This is a genomic window from Dyella sp. 2RAB6, assembly GCF_052115385.1.
In the GTDB taxonomy this organism is placed as follows: domain Bacteria; phylum Pseudomonadota; class Gammaproteobacteria; order Xanthomonadales; family Rhodanobacteraceae; genus Dyella_D.
The window spans coordinates 104592-117496 of record NZ_JBFRGP010000006.1 but is presented as its reverse complement, the minus strand read 5'-3'; the positions used below and the strand labels follow the sequence as shown (position 1 = coordinate 117496).

At 66.8% G+C, this 12905-nt stretch carries 8 protein-coding genes; 2 read left to right on the top strand and 6 right to left on the bottom strand.

Annotation, left to right across the window (positions count from 1 at the left end; translation table 11 throughout):
• Positions 1 to 63 precede the first annotated feature (63 nt).
• From AB4083_RS11655 to AB4083_RS11645, 3 genes are all read right to left on the bottom strand, one after another.
• Positions 64 to 816 (bottom strand): fimbrial biogenesis chaperone, encoded by a 753-nt coding sequence (locus AB4083_RS11655; protein WP_441607973.1) that lies wholly within the window; start codon positions 814 to 816, stop codon positions 64 to 66.
• A 65-nt stretch (positions 817 to 881) separates the two neighbouring features.
• Positions 882 to 1439 (bottom strand): fimbrial protein, encoded by a 558-nt coding sequence (locus tag AB4083_RS11650; RefSeq protein WP_441607972.1) that lies wholly within the window; start codon positions 1437 to 1439, stop codon positions 882 to 884.
• Positions 1440 to 2012: 573 nt separating this feature from the next.
• On the bottom strand, positions 2013 to 2657 hold the full coding sequence (locus AB4083_RS11645) for a response regulator (protein ID WP_441607971.1): 645 nt from the start codon (positions 2655 to 2657) through the stop codon (positions 2013 to 2015).
• 175 nt (positions 2658 to 2832) lie between these two features.
• Here AB4083_RS11645 and AB4083_RS11640 point away from each other — a divergent pair, with 175 nt between their 5' ends.
• The gene (locus tag AB4083_RS11640; protein WP_441607970.1) at positions 2833 to 3156 is read left to right on the top strand and encodes an EF-hand domain-containing protein; all 324 of its coding nucleotides are present in this window, start codon (positions 2833 to 2835) and stop codon (positions 3154 to 3156) included.
• 234 nt (positions 3157 to 3390) lie between these two features.
• Here AB4083_RS11640 and AB4083_RS11635 read toward each other — a convergent pair whose 3' ends face one another.
• Together AB4083_RS11635 and AB4083_RS11630 are read right to left on the bottom strand one after the other, a co-directional pair.
• Positions 3391 to 5337, bottom strand: a complete 1947-nt coding sequence (locus AB4083_RS11635; protein ID WP_441607969.1) for a trypsin-like peptidase domain-containing protein — start codon at positions 5335 to 5337, stop codon at positions 3391 to 3393.
• Between the two features lie 306 nt (positions 5338 to 5643).
• Entirely contained in the window at positions 5644 to 7887 is a 2244-nt protein-coding gene (locus AB4083_RS11630; protein ID WP_441607968.1) for a TonB-dependent receptor, read from the bottom strand.
• A 188-nt stretch (positions 7888 to 8075) separates the two neighbouring features.
• Between AB4083_RS11630 and AB4083_RS11625 the strand changes: the two genes are divergently transcribed.
• On the top strand, positions 8076 to 12413 hold the full coding sequence (locus AB4083_RS11625; protein WP_441607967.1) for a DEAD/DEAH box helicase: 4338 nt from the start codon (positions 8076 to 8078) through the stop codon (positions 12411 to 12413).
• 107 nt (positions 12414 to 12520) lie between these two features.
• On the opposite strand, the gene AB4083_RS11620 is transcribed toward AB4083_RS11625, so the two are convergent.
• Entirely contained in the window at positions 12521 to 12895 is a 375-nt protein-coding gene (locus tag AB4083_RS11620) for a nuclear transport factor 2 family protein (RefSeq protein WP_441607966.1), read from the bottom strand.
• Between the last annotated feature and the right edge of the window lie 10 nt (positions 12896 to 12905).

The following is a 12905-nucleotide window of genomic DNA, read 5'->3' as shown; positions in this document are numbered from 1 at the left end:
TCCCACGTGCGCGGAGACGAAGATCTTGAAGTCGCCATGGGCAGGCCCTGCGCAGCGACAGCGCTAGCGGGCCACCGGCTGGGTAAGCGTGAGCGGACCGCCCAGATCGGAAAGCGCGGTGAAGACCACCTTCAGCTCGCCGCCGCCATGCGTGGAAAGCGCCGGAAACGCAAAGCGTCCGGTCTCGCCCGGCTCAACCTTGCCGCCGCCCTCTTCGCGCTGCAGCACCTCGCCTGCGCCGAGCTGCACGCCGATGCTCGCGAAGTTCACGTAATAGGGGGTCGGGTTGCTTACCTGCAGCACCGCCTGGCCATGCCCGCCGCTGACCAGCGACCAGCGCAACTGGCCGGGCGCCTCGGCGGGATCGCCGGGCAGGCCGTCGGGGCGATAGATCAGCTTGATGCGTGTCTTTACCGCAAACTGCATCAGGTTCTGTTCCGCTTCGACGGCCGGCTTGGGCGGAACCTCCAGCATGTTGAGCCAGAACAGGCTCTCCCGGTCCGTGCGCAACGCGGACGGCCGATGCAGCACGCGGACCACCTGACCCTTGTGGCCCTCCATGCGCGCCAGCGGCGGCGACACGATAAAAGGCGCCTTGCTTGCCGACGGCGTGGTGATGACGCCGTCTTCCTCGATCCATAACTGGACCAGCGCCGGCCGCTCGCCCTGGTTGGAGAGCTGCACGCTCACCTCGTTCTGTGCGGCGGGATAGATCACCCTGGTACCCAGAATGATCACGTCGGCTTCGCTGCTGGCGGGCCAGGACGCGGCCAGCCACAACAGGCCGGCCAGGCCGCTGCGTAGCATGCTTTTCATAGACTTCTCGTAGGTGCAGGTCGCGGGCGGCCGCAAGGCCGCCCGCGGGTCGGGCGAAGCCGGGTTCAGTCGTAGCTGGCTTCGTAGATGACGTCCGAACGGACGTTGCCGGCCGTCGCCACGCCCGTGGCGTAGTACTGCACGCCGAACTTGATCGCCGTCGGGCCGGTGGTGGCCAGCGTGACGTCCTTGCGCGTGTGGTTGGTGAGGTTGATCACGGCATTGCTCTCGTCGAGCATCTGCAGGTCGACGTTCTCCGCGCCGATAAAGCCCAGCACGTTCTTCATGCGGCCATCGATATTGACGCTGGGGCTGCTGCCGACGAAACGGAAATGCGCCTTGGTGATCGCCGCGGTGGCGCAGGTGCCGCCCTGGCCGTTGCTGAACACCACTTCGAAGCCCCGGCGGCCAGCGGTCTTGGCGGCGGCGTTCAGCGCGGTGGTCTTCACCGGATCCAGCGGCACGCTGAAGTTGCCCAGGGCGCCGTTGCTGCCGCTGCCGCCGGTGACGACGCAGGTGCTGTCGGACACCGAGCCGACGAAGGTGATGAGTCCCGAATCGGCGCTGGCCGAACCGGCGGCGGCAAGCGAGAGAGCGAGAACGGCCGTCTTGATGTACTTCATGGTTGCTCCATTGAATGAGATGGATCGGGTGGGGTGTTGCTACCGCCTCCGCGGCGTTCCTCGTCGTCCGTCGGCAATGCCACGAAGACAAAGGCTGGGGCATCCTGCTTCGTTCCTGCTGTCCATCTTCCGCAGGCCAAAACCTGGGCAGCCACACGGTTCGTTGGTGCGGGCGCATGTCACGTCAGGTGTGGATGGACAGCTCGAAGCAGTAGCGTTTCCGGCTCGGCATGCATACATCGCGAGGCGCTGTATCCCTGCTGGGTTTGGATGGCCGAATGATAGGAAACGCCTTCCGTTTTCATCCATAGTACGAATTGTAAAAATGAGTCGAATCCGGTGCCCACGCAGCTTTTGGGAGGATTCCTATCACCACTCGGCAGCTCCTCGCCGCAGCGCGCATGGCAACCATGCGTTGGCCGATGTGCCATGCGCGAATGCGTTGAAGGCAAAGCCTGAGATGCTGCGTGCGGCGATTCTTGCTTCATCCACCTGGCGATCGTGAAGCCGTACGCAGCGGCGGTGACGATCACCGCCGCTGCAAGGTCGAAGCACGTCATCAGGCCGGGGCGTTCAGCCGGAAAAGCCCTCGCGGCGCAGGAAGTCGAACAGCTCCACGTCGTTGCGGATGCCGAGCTTGCGGGCGGCGTCGCTCTTCTGCTTGCTGATGGTGGTGATGCCGCGGTTGAGCTGCAGCGCGATCTCCTTCACCCGCAATCCCTTGGCGACCAGGCGCAGCACCTCCACTTCGCGCGGCGACAGCAGGCGCTGGCCCGTTCCATAGGGCGCGCGCAGACCCGCCTGCACCAGCAGCCGGCGCAAGGGAGCGCTCACGTAGACACCACCGCAGCGGATAGCCTGGATCGCCGCCGGCAGCTCGGCCATGGACGAGGCCTTGTCGAGCAGGCCCAGCACGCCCGCGGTCTGCAGCAGGCGCAGGATGCTGGCATTGCTGGTCATGCTCAGCACCAGCACCGGCAGCTCCGGATGGTTGCGGCAGATGCGCTCGATCATCGCGTAGCCGTCCGCGTGCACCGGGCCGGGCATGGACAGGTCGGTGACCAGGATGTCGAAGACCTGTTCCGACAGATGCGCGAGCAGTTCGTCGACGGTACCCGCCTCGGCGACCACCTGTCCTACCTCATGGGCCTCGATGACGGTGCGCACGCCGATGCGTACGACGGGATGATCGTCGGCGAGAAGGATCCGCAGAGACATGATCGAAAAGCTCAAGGACGAACGCCTGCTAGCTTAGGCGCAGGCTTTTGCGAAGCGTAGACGGGCGATGTCCGAAAGTTGCCGCCGGTCCGCGGCTATGCTGTACCCCGTTGCACCGCCGCGATACCCGTTCGCCTGGCGTCGCCAGGCCCATCCGCCGCAACAGGAGCAGCTCATGCCTACGCGCCACCGCTTGTTCATCGCCGCCATCGCACTGGCGCTCGCCCTACCCGCGGCCGCCCAGACCGGGCTCGGCTACATGGCAAAGAAACTGGACGTTGCCGTGAAGAACTTCGACGCGGCGGACCGCAACCACGACGGCCTGCTCAGCAAGGAAGAGGCGCAGAACGGCAAGGTGCCCTTCATCGCCAAGCATTTCGACCAGATCGACCGCGAGCATCGCGGCCAGGTGTCCAAGGAGGACGTGGCGAACTATCTCAAGTCGCTGAGCCGGCCGGTGCCGGCGGGGCGGCTTCCAGCGCGAAGCCTTGAGGTTTGATGTGGGCGCGTGATGCGCGAACTCTTCCGGACAGAAAACCTTCTCCCTCCGGGAGCACGCGGGGAGGGCACAGGGATGTGCCCGGCTCTGAGGAGCGAGGAAGGTGCCGGCAGGCGGATGAGGGTACGGCCGGAGTGATGCGCACCACTCCGCCCGTACCCTCACCCCGCCCCCTCTCTCCCACGGGGACTACCTTCGGGTCGCCGGCGGGAGAGGGGCTAATGCACAGAGGGCTTACTGCTCGCTCACCTTCAGATCTTTCATCAGCAGATCGAGCTTCGGCTTCATGCTGTCCTGGCCCTGCGAACCGGACATGGCATAGAACACCGAATAGACCACGCCGGGCGTTGCGCCCGCGCCGCTGGCCGGCGCGCCGATGCGCGTCTCGCCATTCGCCGAGTAGGCGGTGCCTTCGTACGGATGGCGGCGCTTGAGCAGCTTGTCCCAATAGCTCTTGGCGTCGTCGTCCAGGGTCGGAGGCGGCACTACGTTGCGCTCGATATGCAGGCGATCGGATTCCTGCGGATTGGCGCGCAGCGACACGGCATTCACGTCCCACACCACCTTGCCGTGGTCGGGCACGAAGCCCATGCCCAGGGTCAGCGTGCTTTCCGGCTCGATCTTCTGCAGCTGCGGCGTGACCGCGAAGGCCAGGCGGTTGGAGCTGTAGCTGAAACGCTGCTGGTAGTCGGCCTGGATATGCACGGACTTGAGCGCATCGGGCAGCAAGGCGGTGTTCTTCAGGAAATCCTTCCACTGCGCCAGCGAGCCTTCGTAGCCCACCGACATGTAGTCGAGCAGGGCGCGCATGTCGGCGAGGTTGTCGTAGCTGTCGTCGGCCGAGGCGAAGCGCATCAGCATGGCGTAGCCGTCGGGCACCGGCAGGGCGTAGGTGATCACCCGCGTATTGGCGAACGGCAACGTCCACACGCGCAGCTGCCAGCGGCGCTGCGAGTGATCGACATAAACGCTATCGGTGGCCGGCTTGCCCAGCGAAGTGATGCGCACTTGCTCCGAACCGACCGGGCGCATGAAGATGCCCATCTTGCACAGCTGCTCGGCCAGCGCGGCCGGATCGCTGTAGAGCTTGTCGGCCGACAGGTTGTCCGGGCGGCGCAGATGCAGCAGGAAGTTATGGCCGGACACGCCCGCCTGCACATAGCCGTTGGCGGCCAGCGACATGCGGTTGCCTTCCTTCTCCACCAGGCCCCACTCGCCGGCGCTGTTGCGCACGATCAGGCCCGGCACGGTGTTCATCCACGACGCGCCGTACAGCAGCTGGTTGGAACCGTCGCCGCGCGGGAACAGCTTGTCGGTGTCCTTGCTCAGGATTTCCTTGAGCTGGCTGTCGATGTAACCGTTGAACACCGACTCGTAGCGCTTGAAGAACTCGCCCACGCCCAGCGGCAGTGCGAACTGGTCCTTCAGGCTGTTGCTCAGCGTGCTGCTGAAGATGTCGAAGCGGAACGGCACGCGGGTGTCCATCACCGCCTTGGCCGGCGCGTTCAGCACCTCGCCCATCTGCAGCGCGTAGTTGAGGTTCTCGTTGGCGGACTTCATCAGCACCACGCCGATGACCTTGCCTTCCTTGCTCAGCAGCGGGCCGCCGCTGTTGCCCGGCGAGGCGGCGGCGGAGAAGCGCATCCACTTCCACGCGCCGTCTTGCTGCTCGGGCGTGTCGGAGGTGTACAGGCCGTCGCGGATCACCACGCCCGTGCCCAGCGCGTTGCCTACCGCGTAGACCTCCTGGTTGAGCACCGGCCTGGTGTCCACTTCCAGCGTTGCCGGACCGGGATCGCCGGACACGGTGAACACCACGAAGTCCTTGCGCAGGTCGAATTTCTGGATCTTGTCGATCGCGTAGATCTTGCCGTTGGCATCGCGCAGCGAGGGCGCGCCCCACAGGCTGTCCACGCCGGTGAGCAGCACGTGGCCGGCGGTGACGAACTGGTTCTTGCCGATGGCGAAGGCGGTGCCGATCGAGTGGTATTTGTCGGTGCGCTCCTGGAACGGGAGCAGGTCCAGCGGCAGCGGCTTTTCATACGTCAGCGGATCGTCGGCCGGTTTGGCGGCGACCACTTCGAAGGTGGCGGCCTGGATCTTCGGCAGCAGGGCTGCGTCCAGGCTGGCGGCGGAGGCCGGACCTATGGCGGCGAGCCATAGCGCGAGGCCGTATGCCAAGACTCGGGCGATTCCTTCGCCCCCTATCAGCGACCGCATCGTTTTCCGCATACGTTTCCCGCGCGTGACATCCGTCGCCGGCACCCCCTCCGGGCATCCTGCTCACAACGGAATGGCGGCATATTGGCATGCCACGGGGGGGAATGCATGGGCTGGGGGTTTCCCCTGCTGGCCCCTTTTTGCGGTGGCGCCGTTAGATGTTGCGTTAACGCGAAAACCAGGCGACACAGTCACTGGATCCCAGCCTACGCTGGGATGACGAGCAAAGGCGCCGCCGCAAAAAGGCAGCGGCGCCCAGCCGCCCAATTAGAGTTCCGTGCGGAACTCCACACCAACAACTCGGGGATCGTTGACGAACGCCGTGCGATTGTTGAAATCAATCGCGCCAGTGATGACCTTCTTGTTCGTCACGTTGCGGGCGTACAGCGCCACTTCGCGCCTGCCGAAGCCCCAGTTGTAACCGACGCGCAGGCCACCTTCGAGGAACGGCTTGCTCTGGAATTCCTTCGACTCGTAGAGGAAGAAATTCACATCGCTGCGGTAGTTCCAGTCGGTGTAGACGAAGAACTCGCCGCTATCGCCATAGGGAATGCCATAGCGCGCGGTAAGGGTGCCGATCCAGCGCGGCGCGTTCGGCAGGTCGTTGCCGTTGACCAGGGCGTTGCCGGAGGCGTTGAGCGGGTCGAGCACGGTGCAGCCGGAACCGCAGGGGGCCACGGCCAGGGTCGGGTCCTTCAGCTCCGTGTGGTTGTAGCTGCCGCCGGCGGTGACGATGAAGTTCGGCGTGAGGTAAGCCTCCAGGTCGAACTCGGCGCCGTAGCCTTCGGTCTTCTTCGCATTGAGCAGGCGCGTGATGTTGATGTCGCCGCCGACCGCGGTGAGCTGCTGGTTGTGCATGTTGTACGTGTACACGTCCGCATTGAAGCGCACGCGGTTGTCCATGCCCGTGCTCTTCAGGCCCAGCTCGTAGGAGGTGATGGTCTCCGGCTTGGCCTGCGAGATGAAGTCGGCGAACAGCACGCGGCCCTGCACGCTGGGTGCGCGGAAGCCGTTGGCGATGCGCGCGTAGACGTTGAGGTTGGGGTTCAGCGTCCAGGTCGCGGTGACGTCGCCGCTCCAGCGCGAATCGTGCGGCTCGGCGCCCAGCGACAGCGTGCCACCGCCGATCGGCGAGAGCAGACGGTCGACGCGGAAGGTGCGCGAGTCGTGCGAGTAGCGCGCGCCGGCGCGCACGTCGACGTCGTCGGTGATGTGGTAGTCGGCCGAACCGAACACCGCCCATGCATTGGTGCGCTGGGTCTGCTTGGCGTAGCCGTCGAGCACGTGGTTGTTGAGCGTCGCGTAGTCGTAGTTGTTGATCGCGATGTCTTCGTGGAAATAGTACGTGCCGACCTGCCAGTTCAGGCGATCCTGCGGATTGCTGGCCAGGCGGAATTCCTGGGTGATCTGGCGATCGTGCGGCAGCGCGTCGGCGGTCTCGGCCGGGAACGGCGTCACCGCCTTCTGCTGGCTCGGGTCGTGCGGGATGGCGATGCCGCCGTCGACGTCGCCCAGGCTGTAGGTGGTGGCCTTCTCGAAGCCGGTGATCGAGGTGAGCGTGTAGTCGCCGAGCTTCCAGTTCAGGTGCAGGTTGCTGCCCCAGGTGAACAGGTGCTGCTTGTTGCGGCCGTCCTGGTACACCGTGTCGCGGCTGAAGCCCGGCACGAAGCTGTTCTCGCCCATCGGGATGGCGTTGGCGCGGTTGACCATGGCGCTGCCGTCCAGCCAGCGCGCGTGGGTGTTGATCAGCGCGCTGAAGTCGCCGTTCTCGTACAGCGCCTGCAGGCGCACGGCGCGGTCGTTATAGCCGCCCAGCGCGTCCTTCTTGCCGGTGTAGGCGTTGTCGATCCAGCCGTCGCGGTGCTGCGCCAGCGCCGACACGCGGCCGGACCAATGCGAGCTGAGCGCGCCGCCCAGCGCCGCTTCGGCATTGGCGGTGCCCAGGGTGCCGTAGGAGACGCGGGCGTAGCCGGTGGTTTCCTGGCTGGGCTTGCGCGATTCGAACTTGATCACGCCGGCCGGCGAGTTGCGGCCGAACAACGTGCCCTGCGGGCCGCGCAGCACTTCCACCTGCTCCAGGTCGAACAGCGGGAAGCCCTTGAGGATCGGGTTCTCCTGCACGATGTCGTCGTACACCATCGACACCGGCTGCGAGCCGTTGAGGTCGAAGTCGCTGTTGCCCAGGCCGCGGATATAGAAGCGCGGGAATTCGCGGCCGTACGAGGTCTCGGCATACACACTGGGCGCGCGCGAGGCGAGCTGCAGCACGCCGTCGCCGGCCTGGCCGAAGGCTTCGAGCTTCTCGGCGGTAAGCACGGTCATGGAGATCGGCACCTTCTGCAGGTTCTCCACGCGCTTTTCGGCGGTGACGTTCACCGCCTGCAGCTCGACCGGCTTCTTCTTGCCCGCAGGCTGGTTGTCGGCGTCCTGCGCCTGCGCGGCGGCGGCCGACAGGGCGAGGGCAATGGATACGGCAAGCACGGCGAACCGCGACGGGTGGGCGACGGACATGGTTTTTCCCCGGGATGGATAGGCAACCGTAGGCAATGCTCGCAGTACGCCGGCGCATTGCTGTGACGCAATATTGTCATTCATGCGTGCTAGCGGCGGAAGTGACTTCCGGCGGCGCCTTGCCGGCAGGCTGACCCATCCCCATCTAGAATGTTCCCTCCGCCCCGGCTCGAGGCGAGCCTAAGCCCATGTCCCTGCAAGCTTTTCATCCCGCGGTGCGGCAGTGGTTCGAGCGCACCTTCCCTGCCCCCACCGCGGCGCAGCTGGCCGCCTGGCCTTCCATTCGCGATGGCCGTCACACCCTGGTCGCGGCGCCGACCGGCTCGGGCAAGACGCTGACCGCCTTCCTGGCCGCGATCGACGCCCTGGTGCGCGAAGGCCTGGCGCATGGCGGCGCGCTGCCGGATGCGACCACCGTGGTGTACGTGTCGCCGCTGAAGGCGCTGTCCAACGACATCCACATCAATCTGGAAGCGCCGCTGGAAGGCATTCGCGCCGAGCTCGCAGCGCTCGGCCTGCCCGACGTGGCGATCCGCACCGCCGTGCGCACCGGCGATACGCCGCAGGCCGAGCGCAACCTGATGCGCCGGCAGCCGCCGCACATCCTGGTGACGACGCCGGAGTCGCTGTACATCCTGCTGGGCTCGGCTTCCGGGCGCGAGATGCTGGGGAGTACGCGCACGGTGATCGTGGATGAGATCCATGCGATGGCATCGACCAAGCGCGGGTCGCATCTGGCCTTGTCCTTGGAGCGGCTGGAAGCGCTGTGCCAGCGGCCATTGTTGCGGATCGGCTTGTCGGCGACGCAGAAGCCGATCGAAGAAGTGGCGCGGTTCCTGGTCGGCGAAGCGGCTGCCACTCCCTCTCCCCTGCCCGGAGGGGAGAAGGGAATCCGCATCGTCGACGTCGGCCACACCCGCGAACGCGACCTCGCCATCGAAGTCACCCCGGTGCCGCTGGAAGCGGTGATGTCCAACGACGCCTGGGAACTGGTCTACAACCGCCTCGCCGAACTGGCGCAGACGCATCGCACCACCCTGGTGTTCGTCAATACCCGCCGCATGGCCGAGCGCGTCGCACGGCATCTGTCCGAGCGCATGGGCAAGGAAGCCGTCGCCGCGCACCACGGCAGCCTGGCACGCGAACAACGCCTGGACGCCGAACAGCGCCTCAAGCGCGGCGAATTGAAAGTGCTGGTGGCCACCGCATCGCTGGAACTGGGCATCGATATCGGCGACGTCGACCTGGTCTGCCAGCTCAGCTCGCCGCGCTCCATCGCCGCCTTCCTGCAGCGCGCCGGCCGCTCCGGCCACGCGGTGAACGGCACGCCGAAGGCGCGCCTGTTTCCCACCTCGCGCGACGACCTGGCCGAATGCGCCGCCTTGCTGGACTGCGTGCGCCGCGGCGAGCTGGATACGCTGACGATCCCGCCGCGCCCGCTGGACGTGCTGGCCCAGCAGATCGTGGCGGAAGTGGCGTGCCAGGAATGGGACGAGGATGCGCTGTTCGCGCTGGCGCGCCGTGCGTATCCGTACCATGAGCTGCCGCGCGAACAGTTCGACGCCATCGTGCGCATGCTCGCCGACGGTTTCACCACGCGCCGCGGCGCGCGTGCGGCTTACGTGCATCGCGATGCCGTGCACAAGCAACTGCGCGCGCGGCGTGGTGCGCGGCTGACTGCCGTCACTTCCGGCGGCGCGATTCCCGACACGGCCGACTACCTCGTGGTGCTGGAACCGCAGGCCACGGTGATCGGCAGCGTGCACGAGGATTTCGCGGTGGAAAGCCTGGCCGGCGATATCTTCCAGCTCGGCAACACCAGCTACCGCATCCTGCGCGTGGAGCGCGACCGCCTGCGCGTCGAAGATGCGCACGGCGTACCGCCGAGCATTCCGTTCTGGCTGGGCGAGGCGCCGGGGCGCAGCCATGAGTTGTCGCACGGCGTATCGCGCCTGCGCGAAGCCATCTCCGCGCAGCTGGACGAAGGCGGCGTGGCTGAAGCCTTCAGGTGGTTGAAGCACACGCTGGGCCTGAGCGAAGCCGCCGCGCAACAGCTGGCCGACTATCTGGCCCGGGCCAAGGCCGCGCTCGGCGCGCTGCCGACCCAGCACCAGCTGATATTCGAGCGCTTCTTCGACGAATCCGGCGGCACCCAGCTGGTGATCCATACGCCCTGGGGCAGCCGCATCAATCGCGCCTGGGGCTTGGCGCTGCGCAAGCGCTTCTGCCGGCAGTTCAATTTCGAGCTGCAGGCGGCGGCGACCGAGGACGCCATCGTGCTGTCGCTGTCGACCAGCCACAGCTTTCCGCTGATCGAGGTGGCGCGCTATCTGCACTCCAACACGGCCGAACAGGTGCTGGTGCAGGCGCTGCTGGATGCGCCGCTGTTCCCGGTGCGCTGGCGCTGGAATGCCACTACGTCGTTGGCCTTGCCGCGCTTCCAGGGCGGCCGCAAGGTGGCGCCGCAGATCCAGCGCATGCGCAGCGAGGACCTGCTCGCCAGCGTCTTCCCCGACCAGGTGGCCTGCCTGGAGAACATCGTGGGCGAGCGGCAGATTCCCGATCACCCGCTGGTCGAGCAGACGCTGTACGACTGCCTGCGCGAAGCAATGGATGTGGACGGCCTGCTGAACATCCTGCGCGGGCTGGAGAGCGGACAGATCAGCGTGCTCGCACGCGACCTCACCACCGCCAGCCCCCTGGCCGCCGAAGTACTGACTGCCGCGCCGTACGCTTATCTGGATGACGCGCCGCTGGAAGAGCGCCGCACGCAGGCGGTGCAGACGCGCCGCTGGAACGACGGCGACAGTGCGGAAGACCTCGGCAAGCTCGATCCGGAGGCGATCGAGGCCGTGCGCGGCGAAGCATGGCCGCAGGTGCGCGGCGCCGACGAGATGCATGAGGCGCTGAGCGTGCTCGGCTTCGTCAGCGCGGAAGAAGCGCAAGGCGATGCTTGGGGCGATTGGCTGCAGGCGCTGGCGAATGCGCGCCGCGCCGCCCTGCTCAGCCTGCCCGCGCAAGCGAATTGGCAGGTGTGGGTGGCGGCCGAGAAGCTGCCGTTATGGTCGGCGATCCACGCCGACGCGACGATGCAGCCGCCGATCGAAGCCCCGGCCGAATTCCTTGCGCAAGCCTGGACACGCGAAGACGCCTTGCTGGAAATGCTGCGCGGCCGCCTGGTCGGTCTTGGCCCCGTCACCGTCGCCCGACTCGCCGCATCACTTGCGGTGGAAAGCAGCGACGTCGAGGCAGCCCTGCTGCGCCTGCAATCCGAAGGCTATGTGATGCAGGGGCAATTCACGCCTGCCGCCACCGCAACGGAATGGTGCGAACGCCACCTGCTGGCACGCATCCATCGCTACACCATCGGCCGCCTGCGCCGCGAAATCGAACCGGTCAGCCGGCGCGACTTGATGCGCTTCCTGTTCGACTGGCAGCACGTCGCGCCCGGCGCGCGGCTGAGCGGACCGGAGGCCCTGCCCGCGGCGATCGCGCAGCTCGAAGGGTTCGAAGCCGCCGCTGGCGCCTGGGAAGCCGAACTGCTGCCCGCGCGCATCGAGGATTACTCGATCAGCTGGCTGGACGATCTGTGCCGCGCCGGCCGCGTCGGCTGGAACCGCTTGCGCGGCGCCACCGGCGGCAGCAGTCCCGTGCGCGCCACGCCGATCGTGCTGCTGCCGCGCAAGGAGATGGCACTTTGGAGCGGCCTGGCCGGTGCCGGCCAGCCGCAGGAACTGCAGCTCTCTTCGCGTGCCCAGGCCGTGGCCGACGTGCTGCGCGAGCATGGTGCGCTGTTCTTCGACGAGCTGATGAGCGCCGTGCATCTGTTGCGCACCGAACTTGAGGATGCCCTCGGCGAACTGGTCGCCGCCGGCCGCGTCACCGCCGACAGCTTCGCCGGCCTGCGCGCGCTGTTGCTGCCCGCGGCCAAGCGCGACGCGCATCGCCATCGCCGCGTGCGCCGCCACATGTTGAGCGGCATCGAGGATGCGGGGCGCTGGTCGCTGGTGCGCGCGCCATTGGTGCCGGCAGGCAAGGATGGCAACCGCGCCGAGCAGATCGAGCATGTCGCGCGCAGCCTGCTGCGCCGCTACGGCGTGGTGTTCTGGAAGCTGCTGGAACGCGAGGCCGGGTGGCTGCCGAGCTGGCGCGAACTGCTGCGCGTGTATCACCGGCTGGAGGCGCGCGGCGAGATCCGTGGCGGACGCTTCGTCGAAGGCCTGGTCGGCGAGCAGTTCGCGCTGCCCGAGGCGATCGGCAAGCTGCGCCAGGTTCGCCAGCAGCCGAACGACAAGCAGTACGTCTGCCTCAGCGGCTGCGATCCGCTCAACCTGGTCGGCACGGTGCTCAGCGGCAACCGCCTGCCGGCGGTGATCGGCACGCGCGTGCTGTACGAGGATGGCGTGGCGGTGGCGGCGCTGGTGGCGAACAAGCCGCAGTGGCTGGTGGAAGCGGATTCCGCGCAGCAGCAGCGGTGGAAGAACGCACTGTTGCGTCGGGCGGAGCACGAGCCGGCTCATTTCTGACGGGCGGCGTAGGTTGGGGTGAGCAAAGCGAACCCCAACACCACGGCCAGCTGCGGGCTCTGTTGGGGTTCGCCTTCGGCTCACCCCAACCTACCGTCAGCGAAGCGTTACTCGCTGAAATCGGCGATATAGATCAGCTTACCCTCGCTGACGCGGTACTCGCTGCGCCCGGTCAGCGCGATGGTCTGCCCCGCGCGCACGCCGTTCGGCAGGTCGATGGCGAAGGTGCCGTCGAACAGGATGTCGGCCGTGGCGGCGTCCTCGCCGTGTTCGCGGAACGCGGTGATGATCTGTCGCCGCGCCGAGAACAGGTGCAGCGAACTCTCCGCCAGGTGGCGCAGCTCCGCCGCGCCCTGGGTGCGCACGCTCAGGATGCCCTTGGTGTAGTTCTCGAACACCACGCCGGCTTGCATCGTGTCGAGCATGGCGGGCACGTCCATGCGGTTGTAGGCGTCGAGGTAGCGATCGATCAGGTCGCGCATAAGGGATCCG